This is a genomic window from Streptomyces sp. NPDC002324 (assembly GCF_053593335.1).
Genome location: NZ_JBSFCF010000006.1, coordinates 12,094 through 33,916, shown reverse-complemented (window position 1 = coordinate 33,916; position 21,823 = coordinate 12,094). Strand labels below are relative to the sequence as shown.

Below are 21,823 nucleotides of genomic sequence, written 5' to 3'. Positions count from 1 at the left end.
GGTGGGGGTTCTCGCGCGGTTCCCCGCGCCCCTTCGAGCGTGCGTGTGTGTGACTTCGGCTGCGGGTGGTCCGTGGTTGCTCGCGCGGTTCCCCGCGCCCCTGAAGGACCAGGCCCTGCGCCCGAAAGCCCCGAGCCCTTCGGCCTGAAAAGCACGGGGCGCAGCCCCTGCTTTTCAGGGGCGCGGGGAACCGCGCGAGCGACCCCCACTCACCCGCACCCGCCGACGCACCCGCCGACGCACCGCCCACGCACCCCGACCGCCCGAGCCCACCGCACAGTCCCCCAATACGGACGCGCCCGACGCGCGCCCCGCGTGCGCCGCCCTTAGCTTGGGGCTATGGCCGATGAGACGGGTGCCGTCACCGGGGCGGGCAGCGTCCCGTACCCCGAGGGCGTCCCCTGCTGGGTGGACGCCCAGCTGCCCGACGTGGAGGCGGGGAAGCGGTTCTACGGCGAACTCTTCGGGTGGACCTTCAAGGTGGCCCCCGGAGACGGCGCGCACGAGGTGTGGGGGCATGTCGAGGGCGCCCCCGTCGCCGCCCTCGCCCCCAAGCCCGACGGCCGCCTCCCCACGGTGTGGACCGTGCACTTCGCCACCCCGGACGCGTACGCCCTCACCGCCCGGATCACCGCGGCCGGCGGTCAGGTGATCACCCCGCCGACCCCGGTCGGCACGCTCGGCACGGCCGTGCTGGCCACCGACCCCGAGAGCGCCGTCTTCGGCCTCTGGCAGGCCGGCGCGCACACCGGCTTCGGGCGGCGCCACGCGCCCGGCACGTTCGCGTGGGCCGAGCTGTACACGAGGGACACCAAGGCGGCCAACTCCTTCTACGCGCACCTCTTCCACGACGCCCTCTTCGGCCCGGACGCGGTCCCGGACTTCGGCCGGGCCACGCTCACGGACGTCTTCCCGGCGGAGATGCCGCCGCACTTCCTGGTCCACTTCGGGACGGACGACCGCGAGGCGGCGCTCGCGACCGTCACCCGGCTCGGGGGGCGCGTCCAGGTGCCGCCGTTCGACACCTCGTACGGAAATGTGGCGGTCGTCACGGACAATCAGGGGGCGTCCTTCGCGCTGCTGCAACGGGGGAACGGAAACGGCTGGCGGGAAGCGCCGCAGGGAACGGACCAGGTCGAACAGCGTCCGGACGAACTGTTGCAGGAGGGGGACGACCGGCGGGAGGACGACACCCCACCGGAGGGCGCACGCCGCACGGACGCCCCGGAGGGCGACGCTGACCAGCGAGAAGGCCGCGGCCGGAAGGGCTGAGGTCGAGCGCCCGGCTCGCGGCTCGCGCGGGCGCTCCGGGGGCGTGACGAGGCCGCCGCGCGGGCTGACGTACGGGGTTGTGCGCCGGTGGTACGCGGCTCGCCACGGTGTCCCACCATCCGGGCTCCCGCTTCCCGAGAGGCGGACAACGTGCTTTTGTCCTGAGACACCCCGACTCGCCCCCGGGTTCGCAACCTGCCCCCGGTACAGGAAGAATCGGGGTGCGTGCCGCCAGGGCGGTGCGGTGGTGAGACGCTGCACGGGGTCGCGCGCACAACACGGGTGTCGCGGTCCGTACGGGGAGGTGGCAGGGCAAGTGGTGGATCAGCTGACGCAGCACGATCCGCGGCGGATCGGGCCGTTCGAGGTGCTGGGACGGCTGGGTGCCGGCGGCATGGGGCTGGTCTATCTGGCGCGCTCGGCGTCGGGCCGGCGTGTGGCGATCAAGACGGTGCGGACGGAACTGGCCGAGGACCAGCTCTTCCGGGTCCGTTTCACGCGCGAGGTCGAGGCCGCCCGCGCGGTGTCCGGCTTCTACACGGCGGCGGTGGTCGACGCCGACCCCCGGGCCGCCGTGCCGTGGCTGGCGACCGCGTACGTCCCCGCGCCCTCGCTCGAGGAAATAGTGAACGACTGCGGTCCGATGCCGGTCCAGGCCGTCCGCTGGTTCGCCGCGGGCGTGGCCGAGGCCCTGCAGTCCATCCACGGCGCCGGGCTCGTCCACCGTGACCTGAAGCCCTCCAACGTGCTCGTCGTCGAGGACGGGCCGCGCGTGATCGACTTCGGCATCGCGTCCGGCGTATCGAACACGCGTTTGACGATGACCAACGTCGCCGTCGGGACGCCCGCGTACATGTCGCCCGAGCAGGCGAAGGACTCGCGCAGCGTGACCGGCGCGAGCGACGTCTTCTCGCTCGGCTCGATGCTCGTGTTCGCCGCCACCGGACACGCCCCGTTCCACGGCGCCAACCCCGTCGAGACCGTCTTCATGCTGCTGCGCGAGGGTCCCGACCTCTCCGGCCTCCCGGACGACCTGCGCCCGCTGATCGAGTCCTGTATGCAGATGGACCCGACCGCGCGCCCGGGCCCGGCCGACCTCCAGGCCCAGCTCGCCCCGCACCTCTTCGGTTCCGGCTCGGACGACAGCGGTACGGCGTCGGCGTGGCTGCCCGAGAAGGCGGTCACCATGATCGAGACCCGCCGCGGCGGGCGCCCCGCGCCCAAGCAGCAGCCTTCCTCCGGCCGCAGCGGAGGCGGGGGCCGCCCCAACGCCCCCGTCCCCCCGCCTCCGCCGCCGTACGACCCCGCGCCCGCCCCGGTCGGCGCCCCCGACACCGGACCCGTACGGCTCGCCGGCGGCCAGGTGCCCATCGGTCCCGGACCACGCGTCGCCGACGCCCGCGCGGCCGCCGTGAAGGCGCCCCCGCCCGAGGCGGGCCTCGCCGCGTCCTGGTCCCGCCCGCGCGCCGGCGTGAACGGCGCCGACCCCGCGCCCGCCGTGGCCCCGCCCGCCACCCCCGAGGCGGCGCCCTCCGGCTGGCGCCCCTGGCGTTTCCGCATGTCGAACGACGTGTGGGGCACCCCGTCCGTCGCCGACGACCTCGTCTACGTCACCTCCTTCGAGGTGCACGCCCTGGACGTGGCCACCGGCCGGCGCCGCTTCAAGACCCGTGACGTCGCCTGGTCGATGGCGGTCGCGGACGGCCGTATCCACGCCTCCGACGGACCGACCCTCTTCGCGCTCGACGCCCGCGAGGGCGGGGACCTGTGGCGGCTGTCGACGGACGCCTGGGTGTACTCCCTGAAGGCCGACCGGGGCACCGTGGTCACCGCCACCCGCGGCGGCGGCGTACAGGGCTGGGAGGCGTCCAACGGGCAGAAGCTCTGGGAGCTGACCGGCGCCCAGACCGACTTCGAGTCCCCCGAGGCCGGACCGGTCGTCCAGGACGGCACGGTCTACATCTGGAAGGACGCCCGGCTGCGGGCGCTGGAGGCCCGTACGGGCGAGGAGCGCTGGTCGTACCCCATCGGGGACGCGGCCTCCTGCGGCGGCGTCCCGGTACGGCTGGCACCGGCCGCCGACGGCTATGTGTACGTCTCCGCCGGCAGCCGCGTCCTCGCCGTCGACATCGCGAGCGGCCACGTCCGCTGGCACTTCGAGGCACCGGCCGTCTTCCTCTCCGCGCCCACGTTCGCGCCGGGCCCGGCCGTCACGGGCGGCGGCGTGTACCTCGCCGACTACCTCGGCACGGTCTACGCCCTGGACGCGACCGACGGCCGCGACCGCTGGCGGATCGCGACGGAGTCGCGCTCCTCGCTGGAGCCGGTCCTGGTCGCCGCCGGACACGTCCATGTCGGCAGCGGCAAGGGGCTCTACACCCTCGACGCGGTCACGGGCACGCCGAAGTGGCGTTTCCAGGCGGGCGGCGAGATCGTCGGCGCGCCGTCGGTGGCGGAGGGACGGATCCACTTCGGCTCGACGGATCACCTGCTGTACACGCTGAAGGCCGACGACGGCCGACTGCGGTGGAAGCTCGCCACGGGCGGGGAGATCACCGGGTCGCCCGTCGTCAAGGACGGCGTCGTGTACGCGTGCAGCAAGGACCGGTGCGTGTACGCGCTGGACGCGGAGAAGGGGACGGGGACGGCCCGGACGTCGTAGGGCCGCGACGGCCCCTCCCCCTCGCCCCTCCCCCTCGCCCCTCCTCCCGCCCGCGCGCGCACGCACCGGAGCGTGACGCGGGACACAGTCCTTGAATCTCCGCTCCCCCTGTAAGAAGTCGGCCGCCACGCGCATTGCTCGGTGAGACGGCCGATATGAGGGGACGGCGCGTGACGCATGCGCAACGCTTCAGAGACATCTACGAGGAGTGCTATCCGCGCGTCCTCGCCTACGCCACGAGCCTGGTGGGACGCCAGGTGGGGGAGGACATCACCAGCGAGACCTTCACCGTGGCCTGGCGGCGGGTGCGGGACATCCCGCGCCCCGCGCTGCCCTGGCTCCTGGGGGTCGCCCGCAACCTGGTGCGCGAACTGCGCCGCCGGGACGCCCATCAGTACGCCCTCGCCGCCGCGGAGGCCCAGCACATCAGCAGCGGCGCGCGTCCCGGCGTCGGCGACGTCGCGGCGGACGTGACCGAGCGGGAAGCGGCGCTGCAGGCCCTGGCGAGCCTGTCCGACGCCGACCGGGAGCTGCTGACGCTCATCGCCTGGCACGGGCTGAGCGTCAGACAGGCCGCCCGGGTCCTGGGCTGCACCACCGCGACACTGACCGTCCGGCTGCACCGGGCCCGCCGCCGCCTGGAGAAGGCCCTGGAGCCGGCGCACCTCGCGGACAGGACATCCGTACGGGACACGCCACCGGCCCCCGCACGGAACGCGGACTCCGCACCGTCCGCACCCCAGGCACCCCAGCCGCCCCACAGGCCCCAGGCACCCCACACACCCCAGGCCCCGCGCCGCACCGATCGCAGAGGAGCACTCACGTGAAGAACACCCACGGACGGTCCGGGCGGACCGACGTCATGCAGGTGCTCGCGGACGCGCGCCCCGAGGAACTGGACCCGGCGAGGCTCGCGGACTCCCCGCGGCAGCACGCGGACCTGGTCCGCATCCTCGCCCGGTCGACGGACGGCCGTGCGGCACGCTTCCGCGTCCCGGAGCGACTGCGGGGCGGCATCCGGCCGTTCGGGACCGTGGCCGCCCTCGCGGCCGTGGCGGCGTCCGCGGTGGTCGTGAGTTCCCTGGACCGGGATCCCCTGGGCGTCAGCCCGGGCACACCCCCGCACTCCTCCTCCGCCTCGGGGCCGGACGCGGCCGCGCCGGACGGCCGCCTCGAACTGCTCAGCGCGGCCAAGAAGGTCGGGGCGGTGGGCGACGAGGGAACGTACTGGCAGACCACCACGCGCTCGCAGGACGTGAACGTCGTCGGCGCGGCGGGAGGCGAGGGCCCGCTCTTCGCCGTGCGCGACACGGCGACCTCCGAGTGGTCGGTCGGCGTGCGTCCGGGAACCCGGAGTCTGATGGTCTCCGGTCTGGACGCCGAGATCGCCCCCCGGACCAAGGCGGACGCGGCACGCTGGCGCGCCGCCGGCTCGCCCGGGACGATGCAGGCGGAGGTCACGGGCAACGAGGCGGGCGGCACGCTCGGGTACACGATGGGCACCCGGCCGCCGACGGTCATGCGCACGGACGCCGACGACAAGATCTACGCCCTCGGCCCCCGGAACGCCTCCTACCGGGATCTGCTCGAACTCCCCTCCGACACCGCCGAGTTGAGGCGCGAGCTGGAGCGCCGGCACGGGCAGGACAGCGGTGCCGAGATCAGCGACCGTACGGCCTACGTCCTGCGCCAGGCGGCCGACCTGATCACGATGCCGGTGAAGCCCGCCGTCCGGGCCGCTGCGTACCGGGTGATGGCGGGGCAGCCCGGCGTCCGGGGGCTGGGGCAGGTGACCGATCCGCTGGGGCGCGAGGGCGTCGGCATCGCCTTCCCGGGCACGCACGCGACCCCGCTCGGGAGCGTGGAGCAGCAGGTGGTCGTGGACCCGGCCAGCGGCGAACTGCTCGCCGAGCAGCTCGTACTGGTCGAACCGTCGGCCAGGGCCCGCGAGGCGGGTCTCGACGCGGGCACGACGGTGAACTACTCGGCGACGACCCGGATGGGCTGGGGCGAGAGCCAGATCAAGGTGCCGGCGAACGCCCGGCGCTCGCGCTGACCCTGGTCGCCTTCAACGGCACGGTCCCGGTGTGGGAGGGCCTGGTGATCCTCGCCGTGATGTTCCTCGGTACGGCGGTGTACCGGGCCGACACCGGCCAGAGCGGCTGGGCGTGGGCGGGGTGCGCGGCGACCCTGGTGGTGGCCTGCGCGGTCGGGAGCGCGTATGCCGACGGCGACGGGGGCCACTTCACCCGGCGGGCCTGGATCGCGTCCTGCCTGCCGGCGGTGGTCACCTTCGGCATCGGACTGGCGCTGCGCCGCCGGCGGATCCCACGCCTGCTCACGTTCCTGGGCATGATCAGCTACTCGGTCCACCTCGTGCACCCGCTGCTGCTGGCGGTGAGCGACGGCACGATCGGCCGCCGCCGCCACGACGACCCGGTCCTCGAAGTGGCCTTCCACGCCGTGCTGTTGCCGGTGTGCGTGCTGACGTACTACTGCGTCGAGGCGCCGGCCCAGAGACGAGGGCGGTGGTTGACCCGCCGGAACGTCCGGGAACGGCCCGCGTCCGAGGCGGCGCCGGAGCGAGTGGAGAGGGCGGCGAGCGGGTGACCGGCCTCCGGTCCTGACCCCGAGGGGTCATCGCGTCCGGAACCCGCCCTGCCGCCGCCCGGCGAACAACTCCCCCTGCCGGGCCATCGGTTGATTGCCCAGCGAGATCAGGTGCGGGGCGTACGCGAGCGCGTGCGCCCTTGCCGCCTCCCGGGACGACCAGCAGGCGCGCACCGTGCCCTGGACGGCCTCCGGCGGATACCCGGCGATCACCTCGGCGCAGCGCAGAGCCGCGGTGACGCAGGCGCCCGGGTCCGTCACCTCCGACACGAGCCCCGTCTCGTAGGCCCGGTGCGCCGACATCCGCTCGGCGGTGCCCATCAGGGCCAGGCGGGTGGCCTCCCCGTACGGCATGCGCTGGGACATGAGGATCGACTCGAAGGCGCTGACCATGCCGTAGGTGGTGTGGGGGTCGAAGAAGGTGGCCGAGGGGTCCGCGACGAGGAAGTCCGCCTCGCCGAGGAGGTAGAAGGCGCCGCCGCAGGCCATGCCGTTCACGGCCGCGATCACAGGTTTCCAGAGGTCGTTGGTTTTCGGGCCGATCCTGAGGAGGGGGTCCTCGATCGTGTAGGGGGAGTTCGGCTGCGGGACGGCCTTCGCCGCGTCCCGGTCGAGGCCCGTGCAGAAGGCGCGGTCGCCGGCGCCGGTCAGGACGACGGCCCGTACGGTGTCGTCGTAGCGCAACTCCCGCCACAGGGAGGTCAGTTGCTCGGCCGTCGGGATGTCGATCGCGTTCAGTCTCTCCGGGCGGTCCAGGGTCGCGAGCATCACGCCCGTGTCCTTGTCCGTCGTCGTGCGCAGGGTCACGGCCGCTCCAGTACCCACTGGGGCAGGCCGGTGGCGGTGAAGACCACCTGGACCCGGGCGCCGATCCGCAGGCGGTCGACGGGGACGGAGTCGAGGCGGGCGCCGGGCGCGGTCACCAGGTTGCCGACGAGGCGGATGCGGGGGGCGTCGGTGAGTTCGACGAGGACGACGTTGTACGGGGCCTGCTCGGCGTAGTCGGGCAGGAGGGGCGGGTGGGGGAGGACGTACGACCAGATCCGGCCCCGGCCACCGACCCGGCGCCACTCGGTCGCGAAGGAGCGGCAGTGCGGGCAGCAGGGGCGGGGCGGGAAGCGGAGTTCGCCGCAGTCGGCGCAGGCCTGGATGCGCAGTTCGCCCTGGGCGGCGTACTCCCAGAAGGGGGCGCCGTCGTCGTCCACGGCGGGGGTCAGCATGTCCGCAACTCCCTCAGCTCCTTCGACTCGCGCAACTCCCTCAGCTCCTTCGACTCGCGCAACTCCCTCAACTCCTCAGTAGCAGGGCCGATGTCGGGACGCCCTCGCCCGCCGTGACCAGGCAGGTGGCCGCCCCCGGCACCTGGGCGGTGCTCGTGCCGCGCAGTTGCCGCACGCCCTCGGTGATCAGGTTGAACCCGTGGACGTACGCCTCGCTGAGGCCGCCCCCGGAGGTGTTGAGGGGCAGCCGGCCGCCGCTCTCCAGGGCGCCGCCCTCGGTGAACGCGCCGCCCTCGCCCCGGCCGCAGAACCCGTAGCCCTCCAGGGAGAGGGGGATCAGCGCGGTGAACGCGTCGTAGATCTGGGCCACGTCGATGTCGTCCGGGGTGATGTCCGCGTGCTTCCACAGGTGCCGGGCGGCGGTCCAGGCGGGGCCGGTCAGGGGGTCGTCGTTCCAGTAGTTGACCATGCCGTGGTGCTGGGCGGGCAGGCCCTGCGCGGCGGAGTGGACGTAGACGGGGGTCCGGCGGCAGTCGCGGGCGCGCTCGGCGGAGACCACGACGCAGGCCAGCGCCCCGTCGGTCTCCAGGCAGTTGTCGAAGAGGCACAGCGGCTCGCTGATCCAGCGGGAGTTCATGTACATCTCGCGGGTCAGGGGGCGCTCGTACATGATCGCGGCCGGGTTCTGGTTCGCCCGGTTGCGGCAGGCCAGGGCCACGTTGAAGAGGTGGTCGCGGGTCGTGCCGTACTCGTGCATGTGGCGGCGGGCGAGCATGGCTATCTCGTCGGCGGGGCGGAGCAGGCCGTAGGGGCGCGTCCACTGGGCCGGGGTGGGGAGTTGGACCGTGGTGTTCTTCCACGGGCGGGGGCCCGAGCCGCGCTTGCGGGACCGCCAGGCGACGCCGACCGTGGCCTGCCCGGTCGCGATCGCGGCGGCCAGATGCGCGACCGTGGCGCACGAACCGCCGCCGCCGTAGCCGACCTTGCTGAAGAAGGTGAGGTCGCCGAGGCCGAGAGCCTTGGCGACCTCGACCTCGTCCGTCTCCTCCATGGTGTACGAGGCCAGCGCGTCGACCTCGTCCGGGGCGATCCCCGCGTCGTCGAGGGCGGCGAGGATCGCCCGGCACGCCAACGTCCGTTCTGTCTGGGGCAGTTGTTTGGCGAAGGGGGTCTGGCCGATGCCGACGATCGCTGTCGCGTCCTTGAGCACGGCCATGGGCGCACACCTCCGCACAGGGGCATGGCCAGGGGGGTGGTCCAGCCCTGACCGGCTGCTGACAGGCCGTCAGGGTACAGCTAATCTGACGGGTAGTCAGCTCATGCTCGGGCAGCACTTGGACACTGGTTCTCGGTACGGAGGCCTGCGGTGATCGGTGACGTGGAGGGGCACGGAGGCTCGGAACGGGGGGCGTGGGAGACCGTCCCGGAGCTGGTCCGCTCGGCGGCCCGGCGGTTCGGCGGGGTAGAGGCCGTCGTCGACGGGCGTACGCGGGTGTCGTACGCGGAGCTGGGCGCGCGGGTGGAGCGCGCGGCGGCCGCGTGCGTCGCGAACGGGGTCCGGGCCGGTGACCGGGTCGCCCTCTGGGCGCCCAACTCCCTGGACTGGATCGTCTCCGCGCTCGGCGCGGTCTCGGCGGGCGCGGTGCTGGTCCCGCTGAACACCCGCTTCAAGGGCGGCGAGGCGGCGGACGTGCTGGCGCGCAGCCGGGCGAAGCTGCTGTTCATCACCGGGACGTTCCTCGGGACGTCGTACGTGGCCTCGCTGCGGCGGGCCGCGGGCGCGGACGGCGGGCGGCTGCGGGCGCGGGGCGCCGGGAGCGTGTGCGAGCGGCCGGGACCGCTGCCCGGACTGCCGCACCTGGAACAGGTGGTGGTGCTGTCGGACGACGCGCCCGCCGACTTCCGTACCTGGAAGGACTTCCTCGCGAGCGGCGACGCAGTGGGGGAGGGGGTGGTGCGGGCGAGGTCGGCCGGACTGAGCGGGGACTCGCCCTCGGACATCGTCTTCACCTCGGGTACGACCGGCCGTCCGAAGGGCGCGGTGATCACGCACGCGCAGACCCTGCGGGGGTACGAGGTGTGGAGCGACCTGGCCGGGCTCCGGCGGAGCGACCGCTACCTCATCGTGAACCCGTTCTTCCACACCTTCGGCTACAAGGCCGGTGTGATCGCCTGCCTGATGCGGGGCGCGACGATGATCCCGCAGCCGGTGTTCAACGTGGAGACGGCGATGGCCAACGTGGCGGCGGAGCGGGTCTCCGTCCTCCCCGGCCCGCCCACCCTCCACCAGTCCCTCCTGGACCACCCCGCCCGCGACGACTACGACCTCAGCGCCCTGCGCCTGGTGGTGACGGGCGCGGCGGTGGTGCCGCTGCGCCTGGTGGAACGGCTGCGGGCGGAGCTGCGGGTGGAGACCGTCCTGACGGCGTACGGCCTGTCCGAGGCCTCCGGCATCGTCACGATGTGCCGGCGCGGCGACGAGCCGTCGGTGATCGCGTCGACGTCCGGGCGGGCCATACCGGGGACGGAGGTGCGGGTCGTCGACCCGCTGGGGTCCCCCCTGCCGCCCGGCTCCCCCGGAGAGGTCCTCGTCCGCGGCTTCAACGTCATGCGGGGCTACTTCGAGGACCCCGCCGAGACCGCCCGCGCGGTCACGGCCGACGGCTGGCTCCGCACCGGTGACGTCGGCGTCCTCGACGACGCCGGCAATCTGCGGATCACCGACCGCATCAAGGACATGTTCATCGTCGGCGGCTTCAACGCGTACCCGGCGGAGATCGAGCAACTTCTCGGCCTCCACCCGGACGTGGCCGACGTGGCGGTCATCGGCGTCCCGGACACCCGCCTGGGCGAGGTCGGCAGGGCCTACGTCGTACGCCGCCCCGGCTCCCACGTCACCGCCGACGACCTCATCGCCTGGTCCCGTCGCGAGATGGCCAACTACAAGGTGCCGAGGAGTGTGGAGTTCGTGGGGGAGCTGCCGCGGAACGCGAGCGGGAAGGTGGTGAAGGGGGAGTTGCGGGGGCGGTGAGGGTGGGCGGGGAGTGCCACCCGCTCGGCCTGCTACCGCCCAGCCTGCTACCGCTCGGCCGCCACCTGCCCAGCCTGCTACCGCTCGGCCGCCACCCGATGGAACGAATCCCGGGCAAGTGCGTCCCGGGAGAGCGGACCCCGGTCGAGCGGACTCCGGTCGAGCGGAATTCGGTCGAGCGGAATTCGGTCGAGTGACCGCAGGGCCTCCGCGTGGAGGTCGCGGATCTCGTCCATCGCCTCGCGCCAGGCCGGGTCGTCGTGGTCGACCGTGCGGGCGGTGTGTTCGGCGGTGCGCAGGCGGGCCGCGGTGGCGGGGATCCTGGCGATCTCGACGGTCACGGCCCAGGTTTCGAGGAACCGGGTGATCGGGCCGAGGCTGCCCGAGCGGGCCGCCAGGGTGATGGCCTCGTCCTTCTGCCGTTCCATCTCGCCGAGGCGGTGCGGGGCCACCCGCTCCAGGGCCGCACGCAGTGCCCCCGGCGTCCTCTCCGGCCGCGCGGCGACGCGGGCACCGGATCCGGCACGCGCTGCGATCATCCTGGTCCCTTCCTCGATCGGTCCGGTCCGGCCCGGCACACCCCGGCCGGGCCGGACCGCGCCCGGACACACCTCGGCCGCGGTGGCTCCCCCTCCGCGCCACCGCGGCCGATCCCCGTCAGGAGTAGGTCTACTTGCCGCCCAGGTCCAGAGCCGGCGGGGCGGGTGTGTGCTGGTCCATGGTGGTGATCTCCGGGTCCTCGCTCGGCGGGGCCGGGGTGTGCTGGTCCATCGTCGTGATCGCCCCGTCCTTGCTGGGCGGGGCGGGCGTGTGCTGGTCCATCGTGGTGAACTTCGGGTCCTGCTTCTTCTTCTCGCTCATAGCTGGAACTCCCCGTGAGTGAACGGTGTTTCTGGGCGGAAGCGCCCGTTCGGCAACTCCCCCGGAGGTCGCCGAACGGGCGTTTCGAGCGGCCTCAGGTCAGCCATGAGGCCCCGCGGATCCGCCTGCCCCCCGACGCGACGGATCGATGCACTGAGACTGTCAGCCACTCATAAACGTTCGATGAACGTCCTGCCCCGGAGCTGTCACGCCGCCGCCAGCGGATGGAGCAGGCCGCGTACCTCCGCCGCCTCGGCCGAGCCGGACTGCTCGTACATCGAGAGCGCCTCACGCCAGCACACGCGGGCCCGGTCCGACTGGCCGAGGGCCAGCAACGCCCTGCCCAGCAGGGTCAGGGCGTTGGCCCTCATCCAGTCGCCGCCGATGCAGCCGATCGCCAGCGCCTGTTCGGCGTGCCGGGCGGCCTGGGCGGGACGACGGGCAGCGAGGTGGACCTGAGCCACCCGGAAATGGGTCGTTCCCTCCCAGAGCCGCTGACGGTTCTCGGCGAAGATCCGCAGTGCCGCGTCGAGCTGCTCCAGAGCCTCCGGGAGCCGGCCCGCCTGGGTGAGCACGGTCCCCGAGGCATAGCGGGCGTTGGCGAGGCGTACGGACAGTCCCAGCTCGTCGTAGATCTCCACGCCTCGTTGCGCGAGCTCGACCGCTCTGGCGGTACGGCCCATCGAGGCGAGCGAGCGGGACAGGTTGCACACCGCGCTGGCCTCGCCGGGCTTGTTGCCGTCCGCCTGGAACGCCTCGATGGCCCTGAGCAGGAAGACCTCGGCGTCCGGGAAGCGAGCGGTGCAGTTGGCGATGATCCCCAGCTGGTTGGGGGCGGTGCCGCTGGTCCAGGGGTCGCCGGCCGCTCCGTTCACGAGATCGGCGCGCCGCGCCTCCTGCTCCGCCTCCTCGAAACGCCCCGCCTGGCTGAGGACCTGGGCCAGCGTGATGCGTGCCCGGGTCTCGGCGTGCGCGTCCCCGAGGGCCGCGGCCGCGTCACGTGCGGCGAGCGCGGTCGTCTCGTAGCGGCGGGAACCGGCCCCGGACTCCGCCAGATCGATGGTGGCCAGCAGCAGGTCGACGGCCCGTCGCACGGTGGACGCCCCGAGCGACTGCTGAACGCAGGCGAGCAGTGGCTCCGCCTCCGCGTGCAGCCAGTCCAACGCGTCCGACGCGGAGGCGAACTCCCGGCCGTCGTACCGGCTCCGCTCCAGATGCGCGACCGTCCGGTCCCCCGGCCGCTCGATCGCGTACACCCGCGTCGCCGTCGCCAGATAGAAGTCCAGCAGCCGTGACATCGCCGCGCTCCGCTCGCTCGGCGGCTGTTCGTCGCGTTCGGCGCATGCACGCGCGTAGAGCCGGACGAGATCGTGGAAGCGGTAGCGTCCCGGCGCCGCGGACTCCAGCAGGGAGGTGTCGACGAGGTTCTCCAGGAGGTCCTCGGTGTCCTCCGGCGGCAGGTCCAGTACGGCGGCCGCGGCGGCCAGGGAGATGTCCGGGCCGTCGGCGAGGCCGAGGAGGCGGAAGGCGCGGGCCTGGGCGGGCTCCAGCTGGCCGTAGCCCAGCTCGAAGGTGGCCTTCACGGCCAGGTCCCCGGCCTGCAGCTCGTCCAGCCGGCGCCGCTCGTCGGCGAGTTTCGCGGCGAGGACGGACACCGTCCACGTTCTGCGCGCCGCCAGGCGGGACGCGGCGATGCGGATGGCGAGCGGCAGGAACCCGCAGGCGGCGACGACGTCGAGCGCGGCCTCGCGCTCCGCCGCGACGCGCTCCTCGCCGACGATCTTCGTGAAGAGCTGCAGAGCCTCGTCGGGCGACATCACGTCGAGGTCGACGAGGTGGGCGCCGGCCAGGTCCACCATCCGCACCCGGGCGGTGACCAGGGCCGCGCAGCCCGCCGTGCCGGGCAGCAGCGGCCGTACCTGGGCGGCGTCCCGCGCGTTGTCGAGCAGGACCAGGACCCGGCGGCCGTCCAGCACCGACCGGTACAGCGCGGCCCGCTCCTCCAGGGAGTCCGGGATCGCGGACTCGGCCGTGCCGAGCGCCCGCAGGAACGAACCGAGGACCGCCTCCGGCTCGGCGGGACGGGCGCCGGCGCCCTGGAGGTCGACGTACAGCTGGCCGTCGGGGAAGGCGGGCCGGGCCCGGTGGGCCACATGCACCGCGAGAGTGGTCTTGCCGACGCCGCCGATACCCGCCAGCGCGGACACCGACATCACCTGGCCCTCGGCGCCGGACGCCTCGGCCAGTACCTCGCTCAGGTCGTTCACGAAGGCGGCGCGTCCGGTGAAGTCCGGGACGGTCGCCGGCAGTTGGGCGGGCCGGACCGGGGTCGCGGTGGTCTCCGGCGCGAGGGGGGCGGAGGGCTCCGCGAGGCCCGGGTCCGCCTGGAGGATGCGCTGCTGCAGCTCCCGCAGACCCGGACGCGGGTCCACACCCAGTTCGTCGGCGAGGAGGCGGCGGGTGTCGGCGTACACCGCGAGGGCCTCCGCCTGCCGGCCGCTGCGGTACAGCGCCAGCATCAGCAGTTCACGCAGTCGCTCCCGCAAAGGGTGCGCGGCGGTGAGGGCGGTCAGCTCGGAGATCGCCTCCGCGTGGCAGCCCTGCTCCAGGTCCATGTCGAGGCGGCTCTCGACAAGTTGGAGGCGCCACTCCTCCAGGCGCGCCCGCTGCGTCTCCGCGTACGGACCCGGCACGCTCGCCAGGACCTCCCCGTCCCACAGTCCCAGCGCCTCGTTCAGCAGCCCGCGGGCCTGGTACAGGTCCCCGGAGGATCTGGCCTTGTCGGCGTCGGCGGCCAGATCCTGGGCCACGGCCAGGTCCAGAGCGCCGCCGGACAGCGCGCGGACCGCGTAACCGCCGGACTCGCTGACCAGCACACCCGGCAGGACCTTGCGCAGTCGCGAGGCGTACGTCCGCACCGCGGCCAGCGCCTGCGAGGGCGGGTCGTCGCCCCACAGTGCGTCGATCAGCTCGTGCGCGGTGGCCGTGCGGCCCTCGCGCAGCAACAGGGCGGCCAGCAGAGCGCGTTGCATGGGCGAACCGGTGGCGAGGGGTTCGGCACCGCGCCAGGCGCGCACGGGTCCGAGCACGGCGAAGCGCAGCTCGTCCGACGGCTGGGGGACCGGTTCCGGAACCGAGGCGTCCATGGCAACTCTCTGCTCCGGCACGCGCGGCACACCGCTCTCCGGCACTCCCGGTTCACCACCCATCGACGTCCCCCAAGCCTCCCCGTACCCGTGCCAGTTTGCCTTGTCCATGGCGGATCCGTCAGCCGTGGGAGAGCTCGATCACAGGGAGCCACGGGGGATGTCACCAGGCCCACCCGGGCTCTCCTCGCCCACGCGCTCGTCCGGCGGTGGGCGCGGGACGGAGGGCGGGACGGCCGGGGACCACATTGCTGACGGGTCGTCAGATCAGCGCTACCGTGACGGACATGGACACCTTGGAGACGAGCGCCACGGATCCCGCCACCGCCACCACCCCCTTCCCGAAGATCATCTCCGTCGACGACCACACGGTGGAGCCCCCGAACGTCTGGCAGGACAGGCTCCCGAAGAAGTACCTGGACACGGCCCCCCGGATCGTCCGCGCGCCGCTGAAGGAGATGACGTTCCTCGGCGGCCGTTTCAAGCCGGTGATGGGCGCCCCCGGCGACGACGGCCCGATCGGCGACTGGTGGGTCTACGAGGATCTGCACCGCCCGCTGACCCGCCTCGACACCGCCGTCGGCTACTCCAGGGACGAGATCAAACTGGAGATCATCACGTACGAGCAGATGCGCCCCGGCTCGTACGACGTCCCGCAGCGCCTCGCGGACATGGACGTCAACCACGTCCAGTCGGCCCTCTGCTTCCCGACCTTCCCGCGCTTCTGCGGCCAGACCTTCACCGAGGCGGCCGACCGCGAGCTGGGGCTGCTCGGTGTGCGGGCGTACAACGACTGGATGGTGGAGGAGTGGTGCGGCCCCGACGCCCGGGGCCGGCTGATCCCGCTCACCCTCATCCCGCTCTGGGACGCGGAGCTGGCGGCGGCGGAGGTGCGCAGGAACGCGGCGCGCGGGGTGCGTGCCGTGGCCTTCTCCGAGATACCCCCGCATCTCGGTCTGCCCTCCGTCCACACCGACGACTGGGACCCCTTCCTCGCCGCCTGCGACGAGACCGGCACGGTCGTGGCCATGCACATCGGCTCGTCGAGCCGAATGCCGTCGACCTCCGCCGACGCGCCGCCCGCCGTCGGCTCCACGATCACCTTCGCCAACTGCTGCTTCTCGATGGTCGACTGGCTGATGAGCGGCAAGTTCGAACGTTTCCCGAACCTCAAGGTCATGTACGCCGAGGGCCAGATCGGCTGGATCCCGTACATCCTGGAGCGCGCGGACGTGGTGTGGGAGGAGAACCGGGGCTGGGGCGGGGTGGCGGACAAGGTCCACCGCCCGCCGTCGGAGCTGTTCGCGGACCACGTCTACGGCTGCTTCTTCGACGACGCGTTCGGGCTGAGGAACATCGACGCGATCGGCGTGGGCAACGTGCTGTACGAGACCGACTACCCCCACTCCGACTCCACCTGGCCCGAGTCGCGGCAGGTCGGCGAGGCGCAGATGGGGCACCTGGACCCGGACGTCGTGGACCGGATCGTGCGGCGGAACGCGATCGAGTTGCTGGGGCTGACGAAGGAGGGGCTGTGGGCGGGGCCGGGGAGCGCGAGTTGAGCGGGTCCGGGGAGCGTCCGTCGGGTGGGTCCGGGGAGCGCGAGTCGGGTGGGGCCGGAGCGCGCCGGCCGGCCGGGTTCGGCGAGTGTCCGTCGAACGGGACCGGTGTGGCGCTCGGTTACGGGATGCAGCTGCCGGTCCAGTCCCAGAGCACCCTCTACGCCGAGCCCTGGGAGGCGGACGCCGGACCGGAGGACCTGGCCGACATCGCGCGGGCCGCCGACCGGGCGGGGTTCGCGTACGTCGCGGTCTGCGACCACGTGGCCATCCCGCGCCGTCTCGCTCCCGCGATGAGCACGGTCTGGTACGACCCGGTCGCCACGCTCGCCTACCTGGCCGCCGTCACCGAACGGGTCCGGCTGCTCAGCCACGTCGCGGTCGTCGGCCTGCGCCACCCGCTCCTGACGGCCAAGCAGTACGCCACCCTCGACCACCTCTCCGGCGGCCGGCTGATCCTCGGCGTGGGCGCCGGGCACGTACGGGAGGAGTTCGAGGCGCTCGGCGTCGACTTCGAGCGCCGGGGCGCCGTCCTGGACGAGTGCGTGGACGCCCTGCGTGCGGCCCTGGGCCCCGACGAGTTCCCCTCCCACCACGGCAAGCTGTACGACTTCGAGGACCTCGGCCAGCGCCCCCGCCCCGCCCAGGCCCGCATCCCGGTGTGGGTCGGCGGCTCGTCCCCCGCCGCCGTCCGCCGGGCCGCCGTACGCGGCGACGGCTGGCTCCCGCAGGGAGACCCGCGCGACCGGCTCCCGGCCCAGATCACCCGCCTGCGGCGCCTGCGGGAGGAGGCCGGTGTCACCGCCCCGCTCACCATCGGCGCGATCACCGAACCGCTGTACGTGGGCGAGCCGGGCTGGAACGTGGGCCGCCGCACCCTCACCGGCAGCCCGGAGGCGCTGGCGGAGTCCTTGCGGGAGTACGGGGCGATGGGGGTGGACCAGATCCAGGTGCGGTTCCGGAGCCGGGAACGGAGTGAACTCGTGGACCAGATAGGGGTGTTCGGGGCCGAGGTGGGGCCCTTGCTGTAGACGCCTGCCCCGTCACGGAGACCATGGCGAGGCAGGCGGCCGGTGGTGAGACTGCCGGCTACCGGGGTTCCGTCTCCCGCCCGGCCCGGCAGCGGGGACATCCGCACGGCGGCCAGTCCTGCGACGTCGGCAGGCGCTCGGGGTCGTGCCCGCTGATGACCGTGCGCTGCTGCGGATGGCCGACGGTCTCGCCGTCGGGGCGGATCCGGTAGGTGCGGATGGTCAGCCGGTACGTCGCGTTCTCGGGGCACGGCCCACCCGCGCGGCAAGGGGTCTTTCGTGATCGAACGGAAGCCCGCTGACGGGTCCGAGCCGGAGGGGTGGCCCACGTAGACGCGTCTCGACGTGGATCCTGATCGCGGCAGGTGAGACGCCTTGTCCAAGCGTGGCTGGCCTGCCGCACGGGGTGTTACAGTCACCCGAACTTTCGGCCTTATGTTCGAGAGGGGTCTCGGCGGCTGGAAGTGCTAAGGAGGGGGCTTTCCTTGCAGGGAAGACGTTTGCGCAACTTCGGTCTCGTGGTGGGGACGGTCGCCACGGTCACGATCGCCACTATTACGGGAGCTTCGGCCAACTGGAGTGCGTCTCCTTTCAGCCTGGTTCAGGGGACCAACTCCCAGCAGTGGGTCGACCAGGACTACAACGAGTTCCATTTCACTGGCTGTGACCAGGCCGGAACCACGAACAGGGTTGATGTGGCTCTGTGGCAGCAGATCGATTTCGGCGAGGACACGAAGCATGACGTGTCGACGCTCACCAACTGCTTCAATGGTTCCGGGTACACGAGCACAGCCACCGAGTCCAATCTGCCTTACGACAGCTACTACCTCGAAATCGACAAGCTCGGTACCGGGTGCGGAGCTTGCACGGGGGCCGCTGACAAGGTCAGCGTAGATACGACCCTGGCTGACTGATCCCGCCGGGCCGTCGCACCGCACGCGGCGGCCCGGGTTTGTTCTCCATACGAGGGTTCATGCGCTTCTCCACCGCTCTCCGTACGCATCCAGCCGTGCTGGCCTTCCCTGTGATCGGCCTGTTCTTCACCTATGTGTTCCTCACGACCACGAGGAACATCGAGCACCTCATCGCCGTGCCGTGGCCCGCACAGGCCGCGTCGTACGCCGTGCATGCCCCCGTCCCTATGGCGGCCGCAGCCGTGGCAGCCCTGTCCGCGGTAGAGGCGACACGGCTGCGGGCCCTCGGCACCTGGGACGTGGGGGCCGCCCGCTCCACATGGCGCATCGCGGTGCGGCCCGTCCTCATCTCCGTGCTCTCCCTGTCGGTCCTCACTGTCGGCGTCACGGCCGGTGGGCTGTGGGTGGTCGGAGTCCTGCCCGATCTGTATGTGGGCCAACTGGTGGGAATCGTCGTCGTCCTGCTCACCGCGCACGCTGTCATCGGGTTCGTCATAGGACTCCGATTTCATGCACTGTACGCCGCGCCGCTCGTAGCTGTGATGGTCTTCGTCGGGATCGGATTCCCCCTGGGGACGGACAGTTACTGGGCGCACCATGTCACCGGGTCCATCGCCTGGGTGCAGTTCGGCGAGACGTATTCACCAGGTATGACGGCAGCCGTGGTTCTGCCGACGGTCTGCCTGGCCGTTGCCTGCGTGGTACTGGCAGGGCCACGCCGTATCCGCGTCACCACCGTCGTCGTGTCCCTTGCGATCGCGGCCGGGGGCTTGCTCGGCGCATATGGCATCACCAAGGACTGGAGTTCGATCGCTCCTGCCACCAAAGGCTTGGCGCCCCTCACCTGTCAGGGAAGTCTGCCCGAGGTCTGCCTGCCGTCGGCAGGATCCCGACACATCGTGGAAATCCAGGGCGAACTCGCCAGGATGACAGACCGGTTGCAGGACAAGGGAATTATCGCGCAGAAGCCGACCCGCATCACCGACCTCACTGTGGCCGATGTCCGGCGCGTCGACACCAAGGGAGGGCACTGGGTCCTCGACCTCGTGCCCGGCGATGCGGATCAGGCTCTGCGGGAGAACATCGCCATCTCCGTGGTCGGGATGCCTTGCGTGAATCCGGACTGGGACACTCTGCACTACAACACGCTCTGGGCCGCCCGCGCCATAGGCGTGGAGAGGCACTATGTGGCCTGGCTGTCCCATGAGACCGGACGGTTCACCCAGGGGCAGAGCCGAGAAGAGCTTCTCGCCGAGATGACCAGAGTGGAGAAGCTTCCTTCACGGGAGCAGAAGACCTGGTACGCCGAGCGGCTTCGGTATGCCTGCAGGGCAGGTCGCTGAGCATGATCTGGTGGCTGCGCCAGCGTGGAGCCCTGGGTTTGCTCCCCGGCGCCCTGGTGGCCTTTGTCCTGAGCGTCGGCCTCACCCTGGACGTGGTGCTCGTCTTTCCCGCGTTCTTGGGGACCTATGCGATACCGACAGAGCTGAGCAACTTCTTCTGCCTCATTCCCGCGGTAGCTCTGATCGTCTGCCTCGAACGTCGTTTGCCCTCCATGGAAAGGTCGGCCGTCCGGAGACTTGACGCGAGGGACGTCGCGCTGGTCTCCGGCTTCGCCGTGATCGTCAGCACGGTGGCCATGGCGTTGTCCCCGCTCGGCCCGGAGACGATGGAGACGGCAGCGCGCAACAACCTGCTCTTCTGTGGACTCGCCGTGGGTTCCTGGCCATTGCTCGGGCACCGGGCGACCCTGCTTCCGGTCTTCTGGATGATCCAGTCCATGTTCCTGGGAGGCCGGAACCGCAACGACCCCTACCCGTGGGTGATCGTGACAGAAGAAGCGAATGTCACGCATGCCGCCGCCGGTGCCGCCGCGGTCTTTCTGGTTGGCGTTCTCTCCCTCACCTGTTTCGCACCGAGGACCGATCGATGACATTGCTGCTCGACCGTGTGACCTTCAGCTACAACCGCTGGCTTCGTCCTGTGCTCTCCCGGTTCACCTATGAGGTTCCCGGGGAGGGGCTGACGATTCTGCTCGGGCCCAACGGGGCGGGAAAGTCCACCACGATGGCTCTTCTCGCCGGCACGGTCCAGCCGAAGGCGGGCAGGGTCCTGTTCAGCGGCACGGACCTGACCTCCGCCAGCCGTGAATTCCGGCGGCACGTGGCGTGGCTTCCTCAGCGGGTGCCCAGCTCACGGCAGTTGACGGCCCGTGAGTATGTGGCCTACATCGCCTGGCTGAAGGGGGAGAGCCGCTCCGGTGCCTGGGAGCGCGCTGCTGTCACCCTCGGCCAGGTCGGCCTGGCCGAGCAGGCCGACCAGAAGACCGCCAAGCTCTCCGGTGGCCAACTCCGCCGTGTGGGTATCGCCTGTGCCCTGGCTCATGACGCGCGCGTCATCCTGTTGGACGAGCCGACGGCCGGGCTCGATCCTCACCAGCGCACTGTCTTCCGTGACGTGCTGCGTGAGGTCGCTGCGAAGACTCCGGTACTCATGTCCACGCATGACGTCGCCGATCTGGCCGACGAAGCCGACACCGTCACCCTCATGGACGGCGGCCGGATCCGCCACCACGGAGCAACCCAGAGTTTCCTGGACCACGCGCACGCCGACGCCGTACCTGCGCGCCGGGCCGAGTCGGCGTATTCCGTCCTCATGCGGCTCGAGAGTTCGCAATGACATGGGCGCCTGGTGTCGGGCTCTCCGTCCGACCCCGCCGCCGCGCCCACGGGCGTCCGCGCCCACGGGCGTCCGCGCCCACCATCGCTGCTACCGGTGGTAGCATGCGATGCATGGGTGGTAGCAAGAAATACTCTGTCAGTCTTCCCGAGGGCCTCGCCGAAGCCGTACGCGCGCAGGTGGGTCCCGGGGGCTTCTCCGCCTATGTGGCCGAAGCGCTGGAACAGCGGGTGGCCATGGACAAGCTTCAGGACATCGTCACCGACTTCGAGACCGACAACGACCCGCTGTCTCGGGAAGAAGTGGAAGCGGCTCGGGCCGTGCTGCGCCACGATCGGCGTGACGCGGGCGGTGCCGCCGCCTGATGCCCGGCACACTCCTCCTGGACAGTGAGGGCCTGTCCAAGCTCTACCTCAAGGACCGCACGGTCATGGCTCTTGTGCAGGCGGCCTTGGAGGAGGGCATCCGGGTCGCCACGACCGCCATGACAACGCTTGAGGCGGACTACGAACGCATCCATCCTGCCCGCATCCGCTGGGTGCTCTCCGGGATCGACGTCCATGACGTCACCAAGGACGTCACCGACCGTGCCGCGGCACTGTTGCGCGACCACCGTCTCGGCGGCCACAAGTACGCCATCGACGCCGTCCTCTCCGCTGTCGCGCGCTCCGTGCCGGGACCGGTCACCGTCCTCACCTCCGACACCGAGGACATCGGCCTGCTCTGCGGGCCGGTCATCGAGGTCGTGAAGGTCTGACCCCGCGTTCCGGGCGCCGCCCGCCCCACGCCGCCGACGCGGCGGAGGGCGGGCGGCTGACCGTGCAGGGGTGTGCTCACG

At 72.0% G+C, this 21,823-nt stretch carries 20 protein-coding genes; 14 read left to right on the top strand and 6 right to left on the bottom strand.

Annotated elements, in window-relative coordinates:
• Positions 1–339: 339 nt before the first annotated feature.
• The 5 genes from ACWCRJ_RS10800 (at position 340) to ACWCRJ_RS10780 (ending at position 6,544) form a co-directional block, all read left to right on the top strand.
• Positions 340–1,272 carry a VOC family protein gene (locus tag ACWCRJ_RS10800; RefSeq protein ID WP_450938955.1) on the top strand — a complete coding sequence of 311 codons (933 nt, stop codon included), beginning with the start codon at positions 340–342 and terminating at the stop codon, positions 1,270–1,272.
• Positions 1,273–1,588: 316 nt separating this feature from the next.
• Positions 1,589–3,934 carry a serine/threonine-protein kinase gene (locus ACWCRJ_RS10795; RefSeq protein ID WP_450938954.1) on the top strand — a complete coding sequence of 782 codons (2,346 nt, stop codon included), beginning with the start codon at positions 1,589–1,591 and terminating at the stop codon, positions 3,932–3,934.
• 170 nt (positions 3,935–4,104) lie between these two features.
• A complete protein-coding gene (locus ACWCRJ_RS10790; protein WP_450938953.1) occupies positions 4,105–4,761 on the top strand; it encodes an RNA polymerase sigma factor in 657 nt (218 codons plus the stop codon).
• Positions 4,758–5,990 (top strand): CU044_5270 family protein, encoded by a 1,233-nt coding sequence (locus ACWCRJ_RS10785; RefSeq protein WP_450938952.1) that lies wholly within the window; start codon positions 4,758–4,760, stop codon positions 5,988–5,990. The genes ACWCRJ_RS10790 and ACWCRJ_RS10785 overlap by 4 nt, the downstream gene beginning before the upstream one ends.
• A 44-nt stretch (positions 5,991–6,034) precedes the next feature.
• Positions 6,035–6,544, top strand: coding sequence for a hypothetical protein (locus ACWCRJ_RS10780; protein ID WP_450938951.1), 510 nt, complete (start codon positions 6,035–6,037; stop codon positions 6,542–6,544).
• 27 nt (positions 6,545–6,571) lie between these two features.
• Here the strand turns inward: ACWCRJ_RS10780 and ACWCRJ_RS10775 are convergent, their stop codons facing one another.
• The 3 genes from ACWCRJ_RS10775 to ACWCRJ_RS10765 all read right to left on the bottom strand — a co-directional run bounded on the left by ACWCRJ_RS10775 (position 6,572) and on the right by ACWCRJ_RS10765 (position 8,980).
• Positions 6,572–7,351, bottom strand: coding sequence for an enoyl-CoA hydratase/isomerase family protein (locus tag ACWCRJ_RS10775; protein ID WP_450938950.1), 780 nt, complete (start codon positions 7,349–7,351; stop codon positions 6,572–6,574).
• Complete coding sequence (locus tag ACWCRJ_RS10770) at positions 7,348–7,764, bottom strand: Zn-ribbon domain-containing OB-fold protein (RefSeq protein WP_450938949.1); 417 nt, start codon at positions 7,762–7,764, stop codon at positions 7,348–7,350. Before ACWCRJ_RS10770 ends, ACWCRJ_RS10775 begins: the two co-directional genes overlap by 4 nt.
• Positions 7,765–7,831: 67 nt before the next feature.
• Positions 7,832–8,980, bottom strand: a complete 1,149-nt coding sequence (locus tag ACWCRJ_RS10765) for a lipid-transfer protein (protein ID WP_450938948.1) — start codon at positions 8,978–8,980, stop codon at positions 7,832–7,834.
• Between the two features lie 150 nt (positions 8,981–9,130).
• Here ACWCRJ_RS10765 and ACWCRJ_RS10760 point away from each other — a divergent pair, with 150 nt between their 5' ends.
• Positions 9,131–10,795, top strand: coding sequence for a fatty acid--CoA ligase family protein (locus ACWCRJ_RS10760; protein WP_450938947.1), 1,665 nt, complete (start codon positions 9,131–9,133; stop codon positions 10,793–10,795).
• A gap of 77 nt (positions 10,796–10,872) precedes the next feature.
• Here ACWCRJ_RS10760 and ACWCRJ_RS10755 read toward each other — a convergent pair whose 3' ends face one another.
• From ACWCRJ_RS10755 to ACWCRJ_RS10745, 3 genes are all read right to left on the bottom strand, one after another.
• Complete coding sequence (locus ACWCRJ_RS10755) at positions 10,873–11,334, bottom strand: DUF6247 family protein (RefSeq protein WP_450938946.1); 462 nt, start codon at positions 11,332–11,334, stop codon at positions 10,873–10,875.
• 130 nt (positions 11,335–11,464) lie between these two features.
• A complete protein-coding gene (locus tag ACWCRJ_RS10750) occupies positions 11,465–11,656 on the bottom strand; it encodes a sigma-like protein (RefSeq protein WP_450938945.1) in 192 nt (63 codons plus the stop codon).
• A 206-nt stretch (positions 11,657–11,862) separates the two neighbouring features.
• Positions 11,863–14,802, bottom strand: a complete 2,940-nt coding sequence (locus ACWCRJ_RS10745; protein ID WP_450938944.1) for a BTAD domain-containing putative transcriptional regulator — start codon at positions 14,800–14,802, stop codon at positions 11,863–11,865.
• 287 nt (positions 14,803–15,089) lie between these two features.
• Here ACWCRJ_RS10745 and ACWCRJ_RS10740 point away from each other — a divergent pair, with 287 nt between their 5' ends.
• The 8 genes from ACWCRJ_RS10740 to ACWCRJ_RS10705 all read left to right on the top strand — a co-directional run bounded on the left by ACWCRJ_RS10740 (position 15,090) and on the right by ACWCRJ_RS10705 (position 21,742).
• On the top strand, positions 15,090–16,364 hold the full coding sequence (locus ACWCRJ_RS10740) for an amidohydrolase family protein (protein ID WP_450938943.1): 1,275 nt from the start codon (positions 15,090–15,092) through the stop codon (positions 16,362–16,364).
• 125 nt (positions 16,365–16,489) lie between these two features.
• Positions 16,490–17,392, top strand: coding sequence for an LLM class F420-dependent oxidoreductase (locus ACWCRJ_RS10735; protein WP_450938942.1), 903 nt, complete (start codon positions 16,490–16,492; stop codon positions 17,390–17,392).
• Positions 17,393–17,892: 500 nt separating this feature from the next.
• Positions 17,893–18,306, top strand: a complete 414-nt coding sequence (locus tag ACWCRJ_RS10730; RefSeq protein WP_450938941.1) for a hypothetical protein — start codon at positions 17,893–17,895, stop codon at positions 18,304–18,306.
• 59 nt (positions 18,307–18,365) lie between these two features.
• The gene (locus ACWCRJ_RS10725) at positions 18,366–19,649 is read left to right on the top strand and encodes a DUF7224 domain-containing protein (RefSeq protein WP_450938940.1); all 1,284 of its coding nucleotides are present in this window, start codon (positions 18,366–18,368) and stop codon (positions 19,647–19,649) included.
• Positions 19,650–19,651: 2 nt separating this feature from the next.
• Entirely contained in the window at positions 19,652–20,239 is a 588-nt protein-coding gene (locus ACWCRJ_RS10720) for a hypothetical protein (RefSeq protein ID WP_450938939.1), read from the top strand.
• On the top strand, positions 20,236–20,985 hold the full coding sequence (locus ACWCRJ_RS10715; protein ID WP_450938938.1) for an ATP-binding cassette domain-containing protein: 750 nt from the start codon (positions 20,236–20,238) through the stop codon (positions 20,983–20,985). Before ACWCRJ_RS10720 ends, ACWCRJ_RS10715 begins: the two co-directional genes overlap by 4 nt.
• 113 nt (positions 20,986–21,098) lie before the next feature.
• Complete coding sequence (locus ACWCRJ_RS10710) at positions 21,099–21,350, top strand: hypothetical protein (RefSeq protein ID WP_450938937.1); 252 nt, start codon at positions 21,099–21,101, stop codon at positions 21,348–21,350.
• Positions 21,350–21,742, top strand: a complete 393-nt coding sequence (locus tag ACWCRJ_RS10705) for a DNA-binding protein (RefSeq protein ID WP_450938936.1) — start codon at positions 21,350–21,352, stop codon at positions 21,740–21,742. Before ACWCRJ_RS10710 ends, ACWCRJ_RS10705 begins: the two co-directional genes overlap by 1 nt.
• The last annotated feature ends 81 nt before the right edge of the window (positions 21,743–21,823 follow it).

What these genes read in the sequence shown, in the direction of transcription:
- ACWCRJ_RS10800 (WP_450938955.1), top strand. Translation starts at nt 340, where the DNA reads ATGGCCGATGAGACGGGTGCCGTCACCGGGGCGGGCAGCGTCCCGTAC.
- ACWCRJ_RS10770 (WP_450938949.1), bottom strand. Translation starts at nt 7,764, where the DNA reads ATGCTGACCCCCGCCGTGGACGACGACGGCGCCCCCTTCTGGGAGTAC.
- ACWCRJ_RS10765 (WP_450938948.1), bottom strand. Translation starts at nt 8,980, where the DNA reads ATGGCCGTGCTCAAGGACGCGACAGCGATCGTCGGCATCGGCCAGACC.
- ACWCRJ_RS10755 (WP_450938946.1), bottom strand. Translation starts at nt 11,334, where the DNA reads ATGATCGCAGCGCGTGCCGGATCCGGTGCCCGCGTCGCCGCGCGGCCG.
- ACWCRJ_RS10750 (WP_450938945.1), bottom strand. Translation starts at nt 11,656, where the DNA reads ATGAGCGAGAAGAAGAAGCAGGACCCGAAGTTCACCACGATGGACCAG.
- ACWCRJ_RS10745 (WP_450938944.1), bottom strand. Translation starts at nt 14,802, where the DNA reads ATGGACGCCTCGGTTCCGGAACCGGTCCCCCAGCCGTCGGACGAGCTG.
- ACWCRJ_RS10740 (WP_450938943.1), top strand. Translation starts at nt 15,090, where the DNA reads ATGGACACCTTGGAGACGAGCGCCACGGATCCCGCCACCGCCACCACC.
- ACWCRJ_RS10735 (WP_450938942.1), top strand. Translation starts at nt 16,490, where the DNA reads ATGCAGCTGCCGGTCCAGTCCCAGAGCACCCTCTACGCCGAGCCCTGG.
- ACWCRJ_RS10725 (WP_450938940.1), top strand. Translation starts at nt 18,366, where the DNA reads ATGCGCTTCTCCACCGCTCTCCGTACGCATCCAGCCGTGCTGGCCTTC.
- ACWCRJ_RS10720 (WP_450938939.1), top strand. Translation starts at nt 19,652, where the DNA reads ATGATCTGGTGGCTGCGCCAGCGTGGAGCCCTGGGTTTGCTCCCCGGC.
- ACWCRJ_RS10715 (WP_450938938.1), top strand. Translation starts at nt 20,236, where the DNA reads ATGACATTGCTGCTCGACCGTGTGACCTTCAGCTACAACCGCTGGCTT.
- ACWCRJ_RS10710 (WP_450938937.1), top strand. Translation starts at nt 21,099, where the DNA reads ATGGGTGGTAGCAAGAAATACTCTGTCAGTCTTCCCGAGGGCCTCGCC.
- ACWCRJ_RS10705 (WP_450938936.1), top strand. Translation starts at nt 21,350, where the DNA reads ATGCCCGGCACACTCCTCCTGGACAGTGAGGGCCTGTCCAAGCTCTAC.